The sequence below is a fragment of the uncultured Sulfitobacter sp. genome (assembly GCF_947497275.1).
Taxonomy (GTDB): domain Bacteria; phylum Pseudomonadota; class Alphaproteobacteria; order Rhodobacterales; family Rhodobacteraceae; genus Sulfitobacter.
Window position 1 is genome coordinate 273850 of sequence record NZ_CANMFS010000003.1, and the last position, 18919, is coordinate 292768.

At 62.6% G+C, this 18919-nt stretch carries 16 protein-coding genes; 11 read left to right on the forward strand and 5 right to left on the reverse strand.

Going from position 1 to position 18919, the window contains the following annotated elements; genetic code table 11:
- The first annotated feature begins 20 nt into the window (after nucleotides 1-20).
- Nucleotides 21-719 (forward strand): metal-dependent hydrolase, encoded by a 699-nt coding sequence (locus Q1A06_RS08105; protein WP_299561339.1) that lies wholly within the window; start codon nucleotides 21-23, stop codon nucleotides 717-719.
- A 49-nt stretch (nucleotides 720-768) separates the two neighbouring features.
- Nucleotides 769-1485, forward strand: coding sequence for an NAD(P)H-binding protein (locus tag Q1A06_RS08110; RefSeq protein ID WP_299561342.1), 717 nt, complete (start codon nucleotides 769-771; stop codon nucleotides 1483-1485).
- Here the strand turns inward: Q1A06_RS08110 and Q1A06_RS08115 are convergent.
- A complete protein-coding gene (locus Q1A06_RS08115; RefSeq protein WP_299561345.1) occupies nucleotides 1482-1937 on the reverse strand; it encodes a nucleoside deaminase in 456 nt (151 codons plus the stop codon). The genes Q1A06_RS08110 and Q1A06_RS08115 overlap by 4 nt on opposite strands.
- Before the next feature lie 62 nt (nucleotides 1938-1999).
- Here Q1A06_RS08115 and Q1A06_RS08120 point away from each other — a divergent pair, with 62 nt between their 5' ends.
- From Q1A06_RS08120 to dtd, 9 genes are all read left to right on the forward strand, one after another.
- Nucleotides 2000-2995 (forward strand): pseudouridine synthase, encoded by a 996-nt coding sequence (locus Q1A06_RS08120; protein ID WP_299561348.1) that lies wholly within the window; start codon nucleotides 2000-2002, stop codon nucleotides 2993-2995.
- Nucleotides 2996-3328: 333 nt separating this feature from the next.
- Nucleotides 3329-4219: a 5-bromo-4-chloroindolyl phosphate hydrolysis family protein gene (locus tag Q1A06_RS08125; RefSeq protein WP_299561351.1), complete on the forward strand. Its 891-nt coding sequence runs from the start codon at nucleotides 3329-3331 to the stop codon at nucleotides 4217-4219.
- A 43-nt stretch (nucleotides 4220-4262) separates the two neighbouring features.
- Nucleotides 4263-5459 (forward strand): toxic anion resistance protein, encoded by a 1197-nt coding sequence (locus Q1A06_RS08130; protein WP_299561354.1) that lies wholly within the window; start codon nucleotides 4263-4265, stop codon nucleotides 5457-5459.
- A gap of 8 nt (nucleotides 5460-5467) precedes the next feature.
- On the forward strand, nucleotides 5468-6424 hold the full coding sequence (locus tag Q1A06_RS08135; protein ID WP_299561357.1) for a DUF2927 domain-containing protein: 957 nt from the start codon (nucleotides 5468-5470) through the stop codon (nucleotides 6422-6424).
- Nucleotides 6425-6510: 86 nt separating this feature from the next.
- The gene (locus Q1A06_RS08140; protein ID WP_299561360.1) at nucleotides 6511-7623 is read left to right on the forward strand and encodes an SPFH domain-containing protein; all 1113 of its coding nucleotides are present in this window, start codon (nucleotides 6511-6513) and stop codon (nucleotides 7621-7623) included.
- A complete protein-coding gene (locus Q1A06_RS08145) occupies nucleotides 7624-8016 on the forward strand; it encodes a Rid family hydrolase (RefSeq protein WP_299561363.1) in 393 nt (130 codons plus the stop codon).
- 343 nt (nucleotides 8017-8359) lie between these two features.
- A complete protein-coding gene (locus Q1A06_RS08150; RefSeq protein WP_299561366.1) occupies nucleotides 8360-9469 on the forward strand; it encodes a TFIIB-type zinc finger domain-containing protein in 1110 nt (369 codons plus the stop codon).
- A gap of 3 nt (nucleotides 9470-9472) precedes the next feature.
- Complete coding sequence (locus Q1A06_RS08155) at nucleotides 9473-10150, forward strand: nitroreductase (protein WP_299561369.1); 678 nt, start codon at nucleotides 9473-9475, stop codon at nucleotides 10148-10150.
- Nucleotides 10147-10590: a D-aminoacyl-tRNA deacylase gene (gene dtd / locus Q1A06_RS08160; protein ID WP_299561372.1), complete on the forward strand. Its 444-nt coding sequence runs from the start codon at nucleotides 10147-10149 to the stop codon at nucleotides 10588-10590. Before Q1A06_RS08155 ends, dtd begins: the two co-directional genes overlap by 4 nt.
- Nucleotides 10591-10682: 92 nt before the next feature.
- On the opposite strand, the gene Q1A06_RS08165 is transcribed toward dtd, so the two are convergent.
- The 4 genes from Q1A06_RS08165 to Q1A06_RS08180 all read right to left on the reverse strand — a co-directional run bounded on the left by Q1A06_RS08165 (nucleotide 10683) and on the right by Q1A06_RS08180 (nucleotide 18669).
- On the reverse strand, nucleotides 10683-11864 hold the full coding sequence (locus tag Q1A06_RS08165) for an HlyD family type I secretion periplasmic adaptor subunit (RefSeq protein ID WP_299561375.1): 1182 nt from the start codon (nucleotides 11862-11864) through the stop codon (nucleotides 10683-10685).
- The gene (locus Q1A06_RS08170; RefSeq protein ID WP_299561378.1) at nucleotides 11861-14083 is read right to left on the reverse strand and encodes an ATP-binding cassette domain-containing protein; all 2223 of its coding nucleotides are present in this window, start codon (nucleotides 14081-14083) and stop codon (nucleotides 11861-11863) included. The genes Q1A06_RS08165 and Q1A06_RS08170 overlap by 4 nt, the downstream gene beginning before the upstream one ends.
- The gene (locus Q1A06_RS08175; protein WP_299561380.1) at nucleotides 14080-15387 is read right to left on the reverse strand and encodes a TolC family protein; all 1308 of its coding nucleotides are present in this window, start codon (nucleotides 15385-15387) and stop codon (nucleotides 14080-14082) included. Before Q1A06_RS08175 ends, Q1A06_RS08170 begins: the two co-directional genes overlap by 4 nt.
- 108 nt (nucleotides 15388-15495) lie before the next feature.
- Nucleotides 15496-18669, reverse strand: coding sequence for an Ig-like domain-containing protein (locus Q1A06_RS08180; RefSeq protein ID WP_299561383.1), 3174 nt, complete (start codon nucleotides 18667-18669; stop codon nucleotides 15496-15498).
- Between the last annotated feature and the right edge of the window lie 250 nt (nucleotides 18670-18919).

Genomic DNA, 18919 nt, shown 5'->3' on the forward strand with positions numbered 1-18919 from the left:
AACAATCCGGGAGAGATACGATGAAGGTACTTTGGCTTGGCCACAGCGGGTTCCGCTTTGAAATCGAGGATCAGGTGGTGCTCGTGGATCCGTGGATCACCCAGAACCCCATGCTGGACGAGGCGCACTACAGCGCCGCAACCGAAGGTGCGACGCATATCCTGGTCACACACGGGCATTTCGACCACATCGCGGACGTGGTGCGGGTGTCCAAGGACACCGGTGCGCCGGTCTCGGGGATGGTCGAGCTGGCGCAGTATCTTCACGGTGAGGGCGCTGTGGAAGGTGTCGCATTCAATATGGGCGGTACGATCTCTATCGGTGACAAAGTCAGCGCGAGCATGGTCCCCGCGTCGCATTCTTCCACAGCGGATGTGGATGGGGAAAAGCCCTACATGGGCAGCGAAAGCGGTTTCATTCTGCGCGGTGAAGGTCACACCATCTATATTTCAGGCGATACCGGCCTGATGGCGGATATGGACTGGATCGGCGATTACCATAAGCCCGACATCGGAATCCTGTCCGCAGGCGGGCATTTTACGATGGATATGGACATGGCCGCCTATGCCGCGCGCCGGTATTTCGCATTCAAGACGCTGATTCCGTGTCACTACCGCACCTTCCCCGCCCTCGCGCAATCGGCGGAGGCATTGACCGCGGGCGTGCCGGACGGCACCCGTGTGATTGAACCCGAAGTGATGAAGGCCATCAACCTCTAGCCACGGAGGCGCTCGGCCCTATGTCACGCTTCAACAACGGAGTAGTGACATGACTGACACGCAAGAGCCGACGCCCCTTGAGCTCGTGATCTTCGGTGGCGCCGGCGGCACTGGCGCAGCCGCCGTGCAAACGGCGCTGGCGCGCGGTCACACGGTCCTTTCCGTCGATCTCGCCCTGCCTGACGACCCGCAGGACCATCCGCGTCTCAGCCACCGGGCGGCAAACGTGCTGAACGACGATCTGGCAGGGGCGGTACGCGGCGCGGATGCGGTTCTGTCCTGTCTCGGCGTCGGCAACGACCCCAAGACGCTGGTATCGCCACCGCCGCTTTATACGGACGGCACGATGGCGATTTGCGATGCGATGGAAAAAGAGGGTGTGAAACGGCTGCTGGTGTTGTCGGCCAGTTTCGTCGAAGAAAGGAATCGCGGGCCGATCTGGTTCAAGCTGCCTGCAATGGCCGCATTGCACAATGTGTTCGATCAGATGGCCGAGATGGAGGCGCTCTTGCAAAAGCGTGCGCGGCTTTCGTGGACCGCCGTGCGCCCCGGTTGGTTGATGGCGGGCGCGGCGACCGATGATTACACTGTGCAGGCCAATGTCATTCCCGAAGACATGATCCGCACGCGACGCGCCGATCTGGCGGATTTCATGGTCAAATTGGCCGAAGGTCACGAATGGGTGCGTCGCACTCCCGCGCTTGCGCGCAAGGAAGATCCAAGCGCCAGCAGCCCGCAGGCAGTAGCAAAAGAGATGTTGGGCTAACGGGCGCGCCTGTCCGCGAAGAACGCGCGCAGCAATGCCTCCGCCGGTTCTTCGGAGATCCCATCGAAAACCTGTGGCGCATGATGACATTGCGGATGCGCGAACACCCGCGCGCCCTGCGCCACACCGCCCGATTTCGGATCAGAAGCGCCGTAATAGAGCCGCGCGATGCGCGCCGCCGAAATCGCGCCCGCGCACATCGCGCAGGGCTCAAGCGTGACGTAGAGCGCGCACCCCACCAACCGCTCCGAACCCGTTGCGGCACAGGCCGACCGGATCGCCAGCATCTCGGCATGGGCGGTCGGATCATGATCCGCACGCGTCCGGTTGCCTGCCCGTCCCAGAACCGCCCCGGTGGGCGAGACGACAACAGCGCCCACCGGCACCTCACCGCGTTCCGCCGCCGCGCGGGCCTCGGCCAATGCCTGCGCCATGTAGGATCTGAATGTCATGCCCCTTGATGGCGCCAAATCCGTCTCTTTCGCAAGAGGGGGCGTTACGGTATGCAGCGTACATGACAGATACCCCAACGCCCAAGGGCGACCGCATCGCCAAGGTTCTATCCCGTGTCGGCATCGCAAGCCGCCGCGAAGCCGAGCGCATGATCGAAGCTGGCCGCGTCGCGGTCAACGGCACGCAGATCACCTCCCCCGCGCTCAACGTCACGGACGCGGACCGGATCGAGGTGGACGGCAGGCTGATCGGCCCCGCCGAACCCGCGCGCCTGTGGCTGTATCACAAACCCGCCGGGCTGGTGACGACCGACAGTGACGAAAAGGGCCGCGAGACGATCTTTGATGCGCTGCCCGATGACATGCCACGCGTGATGAGCATCGGCAGGCTCGACCTCAACTCCGAAGGACTGCTGCTGCTGACCAACGACGGCGCGATCAAAAGGCGGCTTGAACTGCCCTCGACCGGTTGGTTGCGGCGCTACCGCGTTCGGGTCAACGGGCGCCCCACCGAGGAAACGCTGGAGCCGCTGCGCAAGGGCATCGTAGCAGACGGGGAGCCGTTTCAGCCGATGGAGGTGGTTCTGGACCGGCAAAAAGGAGCGAACGCTTGGCTGACGGTGGGCCTGCGCGAAGGCAAGAACCGTGAAATCCGCCGCGCGATGGATGAAATCGGGCTGAGCGTGAACCGCCTGATCCGCGTCAGTTATGGTCCGTTCCAGCTGGGCGAGCTTGCACAGGGCGCTGTCGAGGAAATTCGTCGCAAGGTGCTGCGTGACCAGTTGGGGCTGGAAGCCGAAGACCTGCTTGGCCCCGCGCCCGCGCCGCCGACGGAAGTGCGCCGCGCGTTCAAACCGCGCAAGCCGCACAAGGGAGCGTTCGGTGGGCCGGGCCAGCCCGGATTACCCAAACCACGCATGGAAGAGGATGCCCCGCGTAAGCCCGGCGGCAAACCCTTCAAGGGCAAGCCCGGCACCCGCACTACCCGGCCCGATAGTGGCAAGGAAGCCGGCAAAGGCAAACCTCCGTTCAAAGGGTCCCGCAACCGCCGTCCCTGAGACCCTGACTGTAGTACACATCCGCCGGCGCAGTTTGTCGTGCGTGCGCCGCGCTTTGGTTTTACCACCTGGCCGTGAATCTGTTTTCGTAACACTGCATTAAGGCGCAATATCGCAAATTATTGTGCGATTGCGGCCATTGCCATGGCATCGCACGTGCGCGGGCACTGGAAAGACCCATTGAGGCTGCTTATGCTATAAATCTGAAAACGTGCCTTTCGCACCGAAGAATGAGGGGACCATGGCGCCAAGACCGTTTCGAAAGCTATCCTACGTCGCGCTGATCGTGCTCCTGTTCGGCGTCACTTCCGGCTGGATCGGAGGGCTCTGAGCATGGCTAAACGCTACGGCGGCACCTATAGCCCCGATTCGGCCGCGAACAGCACAGCGGACCCCGCCCGCCGACGTATCGAGATTGATCCGGCAGGGGGGCGCACCAACGGTCTGTTCATTCCCCCGATCGTCCTCCTCGCAACCAGTTTTGGCGGATCGACGAGCGCGCCCGCGTTTCTGGCCGCAGTGATTGGAGCGGGTGCGCTGACACTGGCCGCGTGGCTGCTGCGTGGCGGTTTACGGGCCGAGGCCGCATTCAACGCCCGCAAGGTCGCGCGCCGCCCCGCCCTGCCGCGCAAGATGCTGGCGAGTGCGCTGACCGGCATCGGCACCGCGCTCGCGGTAATGGCGCATCAGGGCGGTTTCGACGTTTTGTCGCCGCTGATCTACGGCATCGTGGGCGCAGGCCTGCACGTCTGCGCCTTCGGTATCGACCCGCTGCGGTCAAAAGGGATGGACGGTATCGACACGTTTCAGCAAGACCGCGTGGCCCGTGTGGTCGATGAGGCCGAAAAGCATCTGGGCACCATGCGCACGACGATCCAGCGCGCGAACGACCGTGAAGCCACGGCACGGCTGGACGCCTTTGTGGCCACGGCACGCGACCTGATCCGCACGGTCGAAGAAGACCCGCGCGACCTGACTGCGGCGCGCAAATACCTTGGCGTCTATTTGCAGGGTGCGCGGGACGCGACGGCGAAATTCGCCGATATCTACGCACGCACCCGTGACGCACAGGCCAAATCCGATTATCTGGCGCTACTGAACGATCTCGACCACAACTTTGCTGCCCGCAACCGCAAATCGCTTTTGGAGGACAGGGGCGATCTGACCATTGAAATCGACGTGCTGCGCGAGCGGCTCTCGCGCGAAGGCGTTCGGCTGGAGTAAGCCCGACACCCGGACGCCGACAAACTCCGAGGAACCAATATAGATGTCTGATACCGTACGCGACAAGGCCACACAGGAAATCGCACTGGTCGAGGAAGTGACCGCCGTGAATCTGCCCGAGCCGAGAGAGGCCAACGCGATCGTCCCTCTGGCGCAGGCGGATGCCCCCCAGAGCGCAGAGATCCGCGCCCGCATGGACGAGCTGGATATGGCCGACACTCAGTCGATCATCGCATTCGGCTCCGCAGCACAGGCGGAATTGCAGGAAATCAGCCAGGCGATGTTGCAGGACGTGCGAAACAAGGACGTCGGCCCCGCCGGCGACAGCCTGCGCGGAATCGTCAGCACCATTCGCGGATTTTCGGTGTCCGAGCTGGACGTGCGGCGCAAGCGCAGCTGGTGGGAAAAACTACTGGGCCGTGCCGCGCCCTTCGCCAAGTTCACCGCCAAGTTCGAGAAGGTTCAGGGCCAGATCGACCGGATTACCGACAATCTGCTGAGCCATGAGCATACCTTGCTCAAGGACATCAAATCGCTCGACATGCTTTACGAGAAAACACTGCAATTCTACGACGAGCTGGCGCTGTACATCGCAGCGGGCGAGGCCAAGCTGGCCGAATTGGACGCAACCGCGATCCCGCAGAAGGCCGCCGAAGTCGACAAAGCGGCACAAGACGATCAGGTCATGGTCGCACAGGAGCTGCGCGATCTGCGGGCCGCACGCGATGATCTGGAACGCCGGGTACACGATCTGAAACTCACCCGTCAGGTGACCATGCAATCGCTGCCCTCAATCCGGCTGGTGCAGGAAAACGACAAATCGCTGGTGACCAAGATCAACTCGACCCTCGTCAACACCGTCCCTCTGTGGGAAACGCAGCTGGCGCAGGCCGTGACCATCCAACGCTCCGTCGAGGCGGCGGGTGCCGTGCGCGAAGCGAATGATCTGACCAACGAACTTCTGACCTCAAACGCAAAGAACCTGCGCGACAGCAACAAGGTCATCCGCGAGGAAATGGAGCGCGGCGTGTTCGACATCGAAGCCGTCAAACAGGCGAACGCCGATCTGATCGGCACCATCGAGGAAAGCCTGCAAATTGCCGACGCTGGCAAAGCCAAACGTGCCGCCGCCGAGCAAGACCTGAAAGAGATGGAGGCCAGGCTGCGCGATACGCTTGCTTCGGCGAAGGCAACGAAATCCGGCCTTGGCGATACCGCCGGCGGCGCGGTTCCGAGCTGAGCCGCGCAATGCAGGGACGTATCATCTCAGCGGTTTCGGGTCTGGCATTCCTTGGTCTCGCGGCCTGTACCGAATTGGCCGGTCCGGTCGATCCGGTCCTCAAGCCGGTATCGCGCCCCGCCCCCGCGGCGCCTGCACCGCCCCCGAAGGTTGCCAAGCCGACATCCGAGAAGAGCGCACAGCTGCGCAGCTATCTCAATCAGGTGCAGACCGCACAGATGTCGCAAGGACTGCTGCGGCGCGACGGCGGCGGGTCGGATACGCCCTTCACCACTGCAATGCTCGCGCGGAATTTCGAGCAGATCGCGTTCTTCAACGAGTACGACAGCAGCTTTTCGGGTCGCGGCGGGGCCAGCCCCCTGCGTCGTTGGCAGCACGGCGTGCGGATGGAAGTGATCTTTGGCGAAAGCGTGCCGCCATCACAACGGGCGAGCGACCTCAAGGCGGTCAGCGACTATGCCGACCGACTTGCGCGCGTTACTGGCCATTCGATCACCTTGGGGGGCCGGCCCAATTTCATCGTCGTCATCGCCGGAGAGGACGACCGCACGGAGGCGCTGGCCACGGCTGCCGCGCGGGTGCCGGGCATCTCGGCGAGCAGCCTTGTACCGCTCAACAATCTGCGCCGCGACACCTATTGCGTGGTTGCAGCCTATGCCAGTGGCCTCGGTGCGAATACCTATACCGCCGCCCTGGCTGTGGTGCGTGCTGAAAACCCCGCGCTGTTGCGCCTGTCGTGCATCCATGAAGAGCTGGCACAGGGGCTGGGGCTGGCAAACGACAGCCCGACGGCCCGTCCGTCGATCTTCAATGACGATGATGAATTCGCTCTGCTCACCCGCCACGACGAGCTGTTGCTCAAGATGCTGTACGACCCCCGTCTGCGTCCGGGCATGAGAGCCGATGACGCGCGTGAGACCGTGCAGACCATCGCGCGGGAGCTGACCGACAGCGGCCCGGTTTGATCGCCAGCCGCAGACGACAAGACAACCAAACCGCGCGCAATTGACACTGAGCCGCCGCACCAAGACCAACCAGAAGGACAGATACCATGGGCATTTTCGATTTCCTCTCGGGTGAGTTCATCGACGTCATCCACTGGACCGATGACACCCGCGATACGCTGGTGTGGCGCTTCCAGCGCGAGGGCCATGAAATCAAATACGGCGCGAAACTCACCGTGCGCGAGGGACAAGCGGCGGTGTTCGTGCACGAAGGCCAGTTGGCCGATGTGTTCACGCCCGGTCTCTACATGCTCGAAACCAACAACATGCCGATCATGACGACGCTTCAGCATTGGGATCATGGCTTCAGAAGCCCGTTCAAATCCGAGATCTATTACGTCAACACGACACGGTTCAACGATCTGAAATGGGGCACCAAGAACCCGATCATTGTCCGCGACCCCGAGTTCGGCCCCGTTCGCCTGCGCGCCTTTGGCACCTACAGTGTGCGGGTCGTCGATCCGGCGGTGTTCCTGCGCGAGATCGTAGGCACAGATGGCGAATTCACCATGGACGAAATCTCGTACCAGATCCGCAACATTATCGTCCAGGAATTCTCCCGCACCATCGCACGCGCCCAGATCCCCGTTCTGGACATGGCTGCGAATACCCGCGAGCTGGGCAAGCTGGTGGGCAAGGAAATCGAGGCGCAGTTGGCCGAATACGGCATCGCCCTGCCCGAGCTCTATATCGAAAACATCTCGCTGCCGCCTGCGGTCGAAGATGTGCTCGACAAACGTTCTTCCATGGGCGTGATCGGCAATCTGAATGAGTACATGCAGTTTCAGGCCGCCGAGGCGCTTGGCCGTGATGGCCCCGGCGCTGCGGCGATCCAGGCGGGGATGGGGGCAGGCCTTGGCATGCAGATCGGCGCACAGGCGGCGGCTTCGGGTCCGTGGGGCGCGCGCCCGCAGACACAATCTGCCGCGCCGATGGCGCCGCCCCCGCCACCGGTCGAACACGTCTGGCACGTTGCCGTGAACGGCGATACCACCGGCCCCTTCTCCAAGGCGCGCATGGGCCGGATGGCCGTCGACGGGGACCTCACAAGGCAAAGCTATGTCTGGACGCCGGGACAGGACGGCTGGATGCGCGCAGAGGACGTGGCCGAACTCGCTCAGCTGTTCACCGTGATGCCACCGCCGCCACCGGGCGCTTGAATGCGCGAGGTCGTTTCCCCCGCTGCACTGGCCGAACTTGCCGCTGCGTCGGGTTTCTCGCCTGCAGTGCGCGCTGGTGATTTTCTGTTTCTCACCGGCGCGACGGGCGGCGACATCACCGGTGTCATGCCGGAAGGCGCCGGAAACCAGACCAGAAACGCCTTGATGAAAGCGCTCGCCGTGATTGACGCGGCGGGTGGCGCAGCGCAGTGCGTCGTCGAAATGACCAGCTATCACGGCGGTATGGATCATCATTTTGACACCGTCGATGCCGTGGTGCGTGAAGTGCTGGGTCTGCCGCTGCCCGCTTGGACCGCTGTCGAAGTGGCCGGATTGCGGCGCACCGGCGCCGTGATCGAACTGCGCATCGTTGCATATGTGCCGCAGGTCTGAAGCCACCGCCTGCCCGTTCCAAGACTTTCGTGCCGTAATACCCAATCCTTTTCCATCGTCGGATCATTTTCATGGCGTGCCACTAGTTGGTCGTGGTGCCGCTGGCCCGCTTCATCGTGGTACAGCCGCGCGATTGACGTAAGTTCGGAACCGGGCAATCCAGCTGCGCCAGCGGGTCCTTGACCCATGGCGGCATCCGCGCGTGAAGGACAATGCGCTGTACATTCTGCCTCTCGAGACATTTCGCCGGTATTTGTATCCTCTAGCATACTCCGCCCCCCTTGACCCCTGCGGTCACAACGCCAATGCTGCGCGCGATAAATCAGCTTTCAAAGGCGGCACCGTGCCAGATCCTTCTTCAGATACCATCGTACAGGAACACCGGTTTCCTTGCGACACATGCGGATCCGATCTGCGATACGATCCGCAAAGCGGCGATCTGAAGTGCGACCACTGCGGCAACGTGCAATCCATAGCCACAGTCTGGACGACGGCGCGGCAGATAGCCGAGCTTGACCTGCAGCGTGCCCTATCCAGAACCCTCGATGCCGCGGAAATGGAGGAAACCCGCGTCAGCGCCTGCCCCAACTGCGGCGCGCAGGTTGAGTTCGATCCTGATGCGCAAGCGGCGGAGTGCCCGTTCTGCGCGACGCCCGTCGTAATTGACACCGGCGTGCACCGCCACATCAAACCGCGCGCGGTTCTGCCCTTTGGCATCCAGGAAGAGGCCGCGAGCGACGCGATGACCGATTGGCTGGGTGCGCTGTGGTTCGCGCCCAATGGGTTGCAGGCCTATGCCCGTAAAGGCCGCAAGATGGAGGGGATATACGTCCCCTACTGGACCTACGACGCACAGAGCGACACCCGCTACACCGGCGAGCGTGGCACTGTCTACTATGAAACCCGGACGGTGATGCGCGATGGCAAACGGACGCAGGTCCGGGTAGCAAGGGTACGTTGGCGCAGCGTCTCGGGTCGTGTGTCGCGGTTCTTCGACGATGTGCTGGTTCTGGCGTCCCGATCGCTGCCGAAACGGTTCACGGACGCGTTGGAACCCTGGGATCTGGCCGCGTTGGAGCCATATGCGCCCGAGTATCTCGCCGGATTTCGCGCCGAGGGCTACACTGTGGCGCTCGATGAAGGGCTCACGGAGGCCCGCGCGCGGATGGAGGCGATGATCCGGCGCGACGTCAAGTTCGACATCGGCGGGGACCGCCAGCGGATCCATGCGATGGACGTGGACCTGTCTGCAATGACCTTCAAGCATGTCCTGCTGCCGGTATGGCTCGCGGCGTACAAATATCGCGGCAAAAGTTACCGCTTTGTCGTCAATGGCCGCACCGGGCGGGTGCAGGGCGAACGTCCCTACTCCGCGATCAAAATCGCATTTGCCGTACTGACGGGCCTGATCATCGCCGCGATTGTCGGCTACCTTTACGCAATGAATGGATAACGCATGACCCGCATCGATACCCTCAATGAAATCATGGACGACCGCTATTCGTGTCGCGCCTTCCGGCCCGATCCGGTGCCTGACGCTGTATTGGAGCGTATCGTAGCCACCGCGCGCCTTGTGCCATCATGGTGCAACGCGCAACCGTGGCAAGTCAGTCTGACGCGCGGTGCGGGCACGGAGCGATTGCGCACAAAACTGATGGAGACTGCCGCTGCAGGCACGCCACCCGCCCCCGACCTCGAGTGGCCGGCGTCCTATACCGGAGCCTACGCCGAACGGCGGCGCACCTGCGGCTTCCAGCTCTACGATGCCGCCGGGATCGAGAAATCGGACCGCAAGGCCCGCAGGGCGCAGATGTTGCGCAACTATGCATTCTTCGACGCGCCGCATGTCGCGATTGTCCATTCGCCCGGTGAACTCGGCGCATACGGCGCGATGGACACAGGAGGCTTCGTTACCGCCTTTACGCTTGCCGCGACGGCCCTCGGTGTCGCAACGATCCCGCAAGCAGCCATTGCAGGCTACGCGCCACTGCTGAAAGAACACCTTGCGATCGACGAGGATCGCTTGATCCTCTGCGCGATCTCACTCGGCTATGCAGACGAAACACATCCAGCCAACCGGTTTCGGACCGCCCGCGCGGACCCCGCCAACATCATCGCATGGCAAGACACATGAAAGCACTGCTGCAACGGGTCAGTGGCGCCTCCGTGACCGTCGCGGCACAGACCGTCGGACAGATCGGCGCCGGTCTTTTGATCTTTGTATGTACGATGCCCGAAGATACCCACGCCACCGCTGACGCACTTGCCCTGAAGGTATCGAAGCTGCGCCTGTTCAAGGACGACGCGGGCAAGATGAACCTGAGCCTGACACAGACCGGCGGAGCGGCATTGGTGGTAAGCCAGTTCACATTGGCCGCCGACACATCACGCGGCAACCGGCCCGGCTTCTCCGGTGCGGCCGGACCCGAGCACGCAAATGCCATCTACGCCCGTTTCGCAGACAGCCTCCGCAAACTGGATATCCCCGTGGAAACCGGACGCTTCGGTGCGGACATGGCCGTCGATCTGGTCAACGACGGCCCGGTGACACTTTGGCTCGATACCGAGGCCTGAGCCGCCGCGACCCGCACGCGCTCGCCTGCGGACTGCACCGCTCAGCCCAGAGCTGCCATGAAAAATGTAATGCGCGTATGCGCGCAATCGGATCACGGCTCGCGGAACGCTTCCTTTGATTTGTAGAGCGGCTTCAAAAGATACCGAAGCACCGTCTTGGATCCGGTGTGCAGCTCCACCGAGGCCTGCATGCCGGGACGGATCTCCAGCGCGGCCTGGCGCTGGGTCAGATGCTCCACATCCACCGCCAGCGTCACCTTGTAGTGCGGATCACCATCGGGATCGCGCGCGCGTTCGTCCTTGAACGTATCCGCCGAGATCAGCTTTACCTCGCCCTTGAGCGTACCGTAGATTGTATAATCATAGGCTGACAGCTTCACTGTCGCAGGCTGACCGCGCCGCACACCGGCGATATCCTCGGGTTTCACCCGCGCTTCAACGAACAGTTCTTCATCGAGCGGGATGATCTGCAGTATTTCCTCCCCCGGCCGCACAACGCCACCAATCGTCGTCACGCTCAGATTGTTCACGATACCGCGCATCGGGCTGCGCAGTACGGTGCGGTCCAGCTGGTCGGTGCTCGATTTCAGGGTCTGGCGCAACGTCCCCAGTTCCTTGAGTACGTCAGAATATTCTTCGGCGCGGTCCAGATCGGTGCGGGTCACGACCTCGTCGTATTTGATCTTCGCATCCGCGTAGGTCTTGCGCGCCCGACTCGCTTCGATCTGCGAAACGATCTTGTTCTTAAGCATATTGTCCATCAGATCGCGCTCGCGCCGCGCCTCGACCAGCACCTGCTGGGCCCCGTCGGCGGATGTCACGTAATCGGACTGGCGCGCCTGCAACAGGGCCGCTTCGGAGGCGACCATCTCGGGCGTCCGGGCCGCCCATTCGCTTGGCACATCAAAGGTGTAGTCGCCGTCGATCTCGGCTTCGAGCCGCAGGCGGCGGATCTCGAACGCGCTGATCTGGTCGCGCAAATCGTCCACGGCGGACTGGAACTGCGTGTTGTGGAGCCGTGCCAGCACGGTGCCCGCCTCGACGATATCGCCCTCGCCGACCGCCAGCTCCGACAGGATCCCGCCCTCAAGGTTCTGGATGATCTGCGGGCGCGAGCTTGAAATCATCGACCCTTCGGCCCGCACGATTTCATCGACCCAGGCAAACGCGGCCCAGATCACAAAGACGATGACCGCCGCCGCGCTCAGCCAGACCACAAGCGAAGGCCTGCGCATTTGCTGGCTGATGTGGGTATCCATGCCGGTGTCGCTCATGCGGCCCCTCCCTTCAGGGCGGTAAGATGTGCCATGACTTCCTCGCGCGGCCCGTCGACGCTCATCCGGCCATTCGACAGGATGATCGTACGGGTGGTCAGCGCAAGGATCGGCGCGCGGTGTGTCGCGATGATCGCGGTGCGGCCCGCCATCCATTTCTCCAGCCGTGCAACCAGCCCTGTCTCCAGCGCCTGATCCAAAGCCGCTGTCGGCTCGTCGAGCAAGCAGATCTTCGGGTCCTGCAACCAGATGCGTGCCCAGCCGATGGATTGGCGCTGACCGATCGACAGGCCTGCGCCTGCGTCAAGAATTTCAAGGTCGAGCCCCTTGGGATGGGTCCTCACGAAAGTGCCCAGCCCCGCGAAGTCCAGCGCTTCCATCAGACGCTTGTCATCGCGTTCCAGCATTGTGAGGTTCAGGTTGTCCCGCAGAGTCCCCGAAAACAGGCGGACGTCCTGCCCGAGATAGCCGATCAGCCGACGCAGATCCTGCGGCGCGATCTGCGTCATCTCCGTACCGTCGATCAAAACACGGCCTGTCGTTGGCGCGTAAAGACCGCTCAACAGTTTGAGCAGCGAGGATTTTCCCGATCCGTTCGCGCCGAGTACCGCAACGCGCTGTCCCGGCAGGATCGAGAAACCGGCAAGATCGAGTGTCGGCGCGCCGTCCTCGATATAGCGGAAGGTGACGTCTTTCAGTTCGAACTTGCCCTCCAGCCGGTCGCGGCGCAAATAACTGCGCGCGGGGTTGCTGTCTTGCTCTGATGTCGCGATATGCTCCAACCCGTCGAGCGCCGATTTCACGTTGCCCCAGCGCGCCATGGTGCCTGCAAGCTGCGTCAGCGGTGCGAGGGTGCGGCTTGTGAGGATACCGGTCGCGATGATCGACCCGACCGTGAACTGCCCGGCGAACACCAGATAGGTGCCCATGATGACGGCCGAAACATAGGTCGCCTGCTGCACGCCCTGACTCCAGAAGGTGAGTGCCGAGGCGAGCTTGCGCTGCTCTGAGGATTTCACCGCCGACAGCGTCGTCAGTTCCGACCAGATCCGTTCGATCCGCGCCTCGCCGCGTTGGGTCTTGACGGTATCCAGCTCGAAAATCGCTTCGTGCAGCAGGCGCGAGGATTTGGCGGATGCGCCCTGGGTCTCGCGGGTCAGCCGGATCATCTTTTTCTGCATGAAAAAGCCCGGGACGACCATCAGGATACCGCCCAGCACCAATACCCAGACAACGTTGCCTGCAATCGAAGCGACAAGCGCCAGAAACACGAAGATAAAGGGAATGTCGGCAATCGTGCCGATGGTGGACGCGGTGAAGAACTCGCGTACCGCAGAGAATTCGCGCATCGATGAAAACAAATCGGAGGGTGTCTGCGGCCGCTTGTCACTGCGCATGCCGAGAATCCGTTTCATCAAGATGCCCAGCACCGATACCTCGATCTGCCGCCCTGCACCGTCCATCAACTGCGCGCGCGCGATCTTGATGAACGCCTCCATCAGCACGGCCAGCCCCACGCCCGCCGCAAGAACCCAAAGCGTTGCCTCGGACTGGTGCGGGATCACCCGGTCGTAGACCTGAAGGGAGAACAGCGCCACCGCGACCGCCAGCAGGTTCGCAACAAAAGATCCGAGTGCCACTTCGCCCAGTTGCCGCCGAAAGCGACCGAATTGACCCCAGAACCAATGCGCCGGTTCTTCCGCCGTCTTGTGCACCTGCGCGACGGTCGCCATCGGCATCTGCGCGTGCAGGATCAGTCCGGAAAAGAAGGGAACGAAATCCGAGGCAGGAACCATCGCGCGGTTGTCACCGCAGGTCGTGTCGTACACCACCAGATCTTCGCCCTCGCGGGCAAGCACCAGCAACATCTGACCAGAGGTCATGTAGACCAGCGCCGGAAACGCCTGTGCGTCCGGCATCTCGCGGGTGATGAGGGTGGCGGTCAGGCCATGAGCGCGCAGCAGATCTGCGATGACGCGGGCCTCGTCGCGCCCGGACGTGTCGGGGCTCATCCGGCGGATCAGACCATCCGCAAGGTCGGATTGCGCAATCTCGATGCCGCAAACACCGGCATATGTGGCGATCAGTGCCGCGCGCGCGCGCATCCGGTCCTCGAACATCGGTGGCGCGGTTTCGTTCTGTCCGGTTTCCACCTGTGGCACGGGACGCAGGCGACCGGCATTGCCATTCGTGATCATCAGGGTGAAGGGCTTTGTCATATGGCTGTTCCGTCTGCCAGAACGCCCAGCAATTCGGCCATTTCGATCCGCAGGCGGATGGCCTCGTATTTCAGGGTTACGCCGGCATCCTGCTGCCGTGCGAATGTCTCGTATACGCCGACGACATCCATCACTTGCCGTTGGCCGGCATCGTATTGCGCTTGAAACACATCCAGGTTGCGTTTCGCCTGCGCGGTCAGCGCGGCGGCCTCTGTCGCCTGACGTTCCTTGGCAGCGATCTGCCCTTCGAGCTTGCGCAGGGTCCTGTCGGCGGTCTCGTTGGCCTGTGCCACACGGCGGCCGGCCGCTTCGCGTGTCGCTTCGATGGCCCTGATCCGGTCACCGGTGCCCAGACCCAGAAGATTGTCGGTCTTGACCTGAAGCCCGAAATTGCTGTCCTCGCCGACGGTGCCGCCAGCGGACAAGCCCGGCAACTGGCCCGCACGGTCCACCTTCGCGGCGGCAATGGCGCGGACCTTTTCGGCCTCGGCCTGTGTGACTGTCAAAGGTTGGGCCAGCCCCGCGTGGACCGGCAGGACAGGCACACCGCGCACCTCACCCAGATCGCCGATCGACATTGCGTTCAGCTCTGCCATCGCGGTGCTGGCGGTCTCGGCGCTGGCGGTTTGGCTGGCGCGGATCTCGCCCAGTTTCTGGCGCAGGATATAAAGATCCGATCCGTCCGACACGCCGCCCTGAACCCGCTCTTGCATCACCCATTCGAAATGGCTCATGTCTTTGAGGGTCCGGGTGCCGAGCGCAAATTTCTCGCGCGCTTCGGCGGCGGCCACGTAAAGGTCGAGGCCCTGCCGCACGCGGGCGTTGGTGTCACTGGCCAGTGCGACAGCGGCCACTTCGACATCGGCGACGGCAAATTCGCGTTCGCCCTTCTTGCGGCCATTGTCATAGATCACCTGTTCGACCACCAGATTGGTGATCACGCTGCTCAGCGAGGTCAGGCTGATCTGCGGCCCGATCTGCGGCAGCCAGTTCTTTGATGCCGCGCGCGACCGCAACTGTGCGGCCCGCAACTCGCTTTCAGCGGTACGCGCGTTGGCGGCCAGAACGGCGGTGGCGACGCGGGAATAGGGAGAGCCGTCGGGCAGCACCGACCGGCGCGCGACAAGGCTTTGGATGATCGCACTTTCGGCGTTGATCTTGTCGGCATGGGTCGGCGTGCCACCGGCATCTGGGTACCGCATGCGCGTCACGCTGTCCACATCGCCGCTTGCGCCGGACATACATCCGGCAAGGGCCAGCGCTGCGGCGCAAAGCCCTACGGTTTTCGTGCTACACTGCCCCATATCCTGCCCTTAACGTGCCGGTATTTCATTCTTTTTGTGCGTCTGCCGGATGCGGCGGGGGATATGCCCCGCCGCTTCCCTTTTTCTGTCGTTCTACCAAAGCTGGGGTCAGATCGTGACCGGGACTTCCGGATCGATCAGCAACGTACCCTCGGCGCCTACGGAATAGACGTTGTAGGTCTGGCCATCGATATCTTGGGTTCCGGTCAGCGTGCCGTCCTGGATGGTCACGCTGTCCTCGGCAGAGCCGCGAATGGTCAGCGTGTTGGTCTCGGTCGAGAGGGCAAGCAGGCTGGCTTCGTCGATCACCACGCTCGCCGCTTCGGCGAAATCGAGATCGAGGTTTTCGATCTGGTAGGTGCCGAGTGCCGGATTGCTCAGATCGACCGTGCTGTTGAGCGCCTCGTCGTCCAGCACCAGATAGGTACCTGACGTATTGCCCGCCTCGTCCGTCGCGTTGACGACCAGTTGCGACCCGTTCGGCACGTTCGTCTCGAACATGAAGTCGGTCTCGCCGCGCAGCTCGTTGTATCCTTGGGCACCGGCGACCTCGCTGATAGAGCCGTCCGACGCGACCTGTACGATGCTGGTCACATCCTCCGTCGGCGCACCGTCTTCCATCACCGTTTCGACAGAAATCCCGCGAATCCCGTCACCGCCGCGCGTGAAGGATGCGATAACCGGGCCTTCTGGTGCTTCGGTGTCGATGGACAGCGTGTCCTTGATGATGGCGGTGTTTCCGACGTAATCCGTTGCCACGACCGAGATCTCGGCGGCATAGGCTCCCGGACGCACATCCGCCGCCGGAATGGTCACCGACCAGGTGCCTGCGGCATCCACATCGGCGGCATAGCTCATCCCGCCGAAAGTGACCGTGACGGACGACCCGGCCTCGACCTGACCTTCCATGTCGATCCCCGTCGCCGCTTCATCAGCGTTCACCACCTGATCATCACCGGCGGAATTGCCGGTCAGCGTGAGCGGGTCAACCTCGGTATCGACGTCGACATCACCGGTAACTGTCTTTTGGTTGCCGGCACGGTCCGTCGCGGTGACGCTTATGCCGCTGTTGAACGTGCCCTCTTCGACGGCGCTCTGGTCAAAATCAGCGCTCCAGCTTCCATCGGCGGCAATCGTAGCGGAAGACGTCTGGTCTCCCAACGTGACCTCAACGGATGTCGACCCGACTTCGGTGCTGCCGGTGACGCTGAAGCCGTCGCCGCGCTCCTGGGCGTTGATGATGTTGTCTTCGGTCACACTGTTGAAGGACAGGTTCTCGACACGGGTATCCACCTCGACGCTGTCGGAGACGGAACGGGAGTTACCGTAGCCATCGGTGGTATGTGCGGTGATGTCTGCCGTGTAGACACCCGGCTCGATCTCCGCTGACGAAAAGAACGCCTCCCAGTTGCCATCGGCATCGGTCACTACATCGTGGCTGACCCCCGCCATTGTGACGGTAACAGTGGCATCCGGATCGGCGGTCCCGTTTAGCACCACACCGTCGCGTGATTCCTCGTGGTTGACGATGTCGTCGGTTTCCACCGGCTCTTCCGAGATTGTCAAAACCCCCGCATCGGTATCGACGGAGACAGGTGCGGTGGCCGTGTCGACGTTGCCAGCAGCGTCGGTCGCCGTTGCGGTGATCGTGCTCGTGTAAGTACCCGAGGCGACAGTGCCTGCCTCAAACGTCGCGGTCCAGCTGCCGGTGTCCGAAACTGTCGCGGTTTGTGTCACGCCGCCCAATTCAACCACCACGGACGAGCCCGGCTCGGTCATGCCGGTGACGGTCATCGACTGACCGGCCTCTTCCGCGCTGATAACGCCGTCTGCGCCGCCGGTGGAAGACGTGATCGAGAAATCCCGCACCAGTGTATCGACGTCGTATGTTCCGGACGCTGTGGCGGTGTTGCCGTGCACATCTGTCGCGAAGACGGAGACAGATCCCTCGTACTCGCCGGTCTCGATTTGAGTCTTGGTGAAGCTGGCCGACCATGTTCCCTCGGATGTCGCCGTCACGGTGGTAGTGGTGCTACCGACGGTCACTTCGACCGTGGAACCGGCCTGCGCCGTCCCGCTGAAGCTGATGCCGGCGGCTTGCTCGACGCCATTGACGACGCCATCGCCGCCAAAGTCCATTTCATCCAGAGTGACGTTGGTGACAGTGTCGACCACAAGCGTATCTGTAAAGGTGGCCGAGTTGCCGACACTGTCGGTCGTTACCAACGTCACCTCGGAGGTATATTCACCCGCTTCGAGCGTGCCCGCTTCCCAGCCGACGGTCCAACCGCCTTCGGCGTCAACCACCGTGGATTGCATGATGCCCGCGATGGTCACGTCGACCGTGCTGCCGACTTCGCCGGTTCCCGAAATTGTGACGCCTTCGGGGAAGGTTGTTCCATTGAAGAAATCGCCGACCGATTCTGTACCTTCGGTCACGGCAAGTTCCGGCGCGGTGGTGTCGATGTCAAAGCCCGGACCGTTCAGGTCGATCGTGTCACCGTCCGTGTTGGTGACCTCGACTCCAGTGTCGTACAGGCCATCGTCGGGAAAGTTCTCGCCTTCGAATACGACTTCGAATTCGCCTTCGTCGTCGATCACCGTGTCGATCTGCTTGTCGCCGACCTTCACCACGACCTCGTCACCAGGCTCTCCGCCGCCGGTAATGGTCAGCACTTCGTCAACGCCGTCGCCACCGACGACGACTTCCGTGTCAGGGTGATCGACATATGGCGCGCGCGGGCCGCTTCCGTTGCTGCTGCTGCCCGCGATCAACGCCGCGCCGCCCAGACCGGCGGCCACGGCCGCACCGCCGCCAAGCAGGCTGCTGCCGCCCAGGAGTGCTGCGCCGAGCATGCTGACCTCGTCATCGCCTTGTGCAAGCGGAACGCCGGCCACCTCGGTATGTCCAAGAAAAATAAGCTCATCGGACGGGCTCCATTTGCCCCACTCCTGCGTCGGCCCGTACTGGGCCGACAGGCTGCCCTCGCTCATGTCGGCAAAGCTCACCTCGTTGAGGTAGCCGTCTGTCGAAATGAACAGCCGGTTGGCCGCGCCGCTGTCGTTGAAAAAGTTGTCGATCGTGATGACACGACCGTCTTCCATCGTCATGATCAGCTGATCGCCCGACCGCACCTGGCTGGCAAAATCGACCTGCCGCGCGTTGATGGAAATTTCCTGACCGGCACCCGCCACGATCAGCTGGTTCTGGGTCTCTGCCGACACCGTACCACGTTGCAATCCGCCCGCACTTCCACGGACGACGAAATCAATCGCCTTCATCGTCTTACCACTCTACCTCAAAAGCGCCCGTCTTGCGCGGGTCGCTTGGTTTATATTGTTTTGTTTTGCTGCTACCTGGCCCGTTCGAGCGCGCCATGATTTCACCGTTATTGCGGCACATTACGCAGGACGCCCCCCCGAAATCCAGAACTTTATCCTCCTGCCGTCTCGCGTGGCCGCCCATGTGTGCGCCTTAAGCCACAGAGCGGATGCGTACGGGGGAGGAACAGGGCCCGTTAGGCAGGTGTCG

Excerpts from the sequence above, each read along its gene's own strand:
- Q1A06_RS08175 (WP_299561380.1), bottom strand. The coding sequence starts at position 15,387 with ATGGGGCAGTGTAGCACGAAAACCGTAGGGCTTTGCGCCGCAGCGCTG.
- Q1A06_RS08155 (WP_299561369.1), top strand. The coding sequence starts at position 9,473 with ATGACCCGCATCGATACCCTCAATGAAATCATGGACGACCGCTATTCG.
- Q1A06_RS08130 (WP_299561354.1), top strand. The coding sequence starts at position 4,263 with ATGTCTGATACCGTACGCGACAAGGCCACACAGGAAATCGCACTGGTC.
- Q1A06_RS08110 (WP_299561342.1), top strand. The coding sequence starts at position 769 with ATGACTGACACGCAAGAGCCGACGCCCCTTGAGCTCGTGATCTTCGGT.
- Q1A06_RS08135 (WP_299561357.1), top strand. The coding sequence starts at position 5,468 with ATGCAGGGACGTATCATCTCAGCGGTTTCGGGTCTGGCATTCCTTGGT.
- dtd (WP_299561372.1), top strand. The coding sequence starts at position 10,147 with ATGAAAGCACTGCTGCAACGGGTCAGTGGCGCCTCCGTGACCGTCGCG.
- Q1A06_RS08140 (WP_299561360.1), top strand. The coding sequence starts at position 6,511 with ATGGGCATTTTCGATTTCCTCTCGGGTGAGTTCATCGACGTCATCCAC.
- Q1A06_RS08105 (WP_299561339.1), top strand. The coding sequence starts at position 21 with ATGAAGGTACTTTGGCTTGGCCACAGCGGGTTCCGCTTTGAAATCGAG.
- Q1A06_RS08165 (WP_299561375.1), bottom strand. The coding sequence starts at position 11,864 with ATGAGCGACACCGGCATGGATACCCACATCAGCCAGCAAATGCGCAGG.
- Q1A06_RS08180 (WP_299561383.1), bottom strand. The coding sequence starts at position 18,669 with ATGAAGGCGATTGATTTCGTCGTCCGTGGAAGTGCGGGCGGATTGCAA.
- Q1A06_RS08120 (WP_299561348.1), top strand. The coding sequence starts at position 2,000 with ATGACAGATACCCCAACGCCCAAGGGCGACCGCATCGCCAAGGTTCTA.
- Q1A06_RS08145 (WP_299561363.1), top strand. The coding sequence starts at position 7,624 with ATGCGCGAGGTCGTTTCCCCCGCTGCACTGGCCGAACTTGCCGCTGCG.
- Q1A06_RS08125 (WP_299561351.1), top strand. The coding sequence starts at position 3,329 with ATGGCTAAACGCTACGGCGGCACCTATAGCCCCGATTCGGCCGCGAAC.
- Q1A06_RS08115 (WP_299561345.1), bottom strand. The coding sequence starts at position 1,937 with ATGACATTCAGATCCTACATGGCGCAGGCATTGGCCGAGGCCCGCGCG.
- Q1A06_RS08170 (WP_299561378.1), bottom strand. The coding sequence starts at position 14,083 with ATGACAAAGCCCTTCACCCTGATGATCACGAATGGCAATGCCGGTCGC.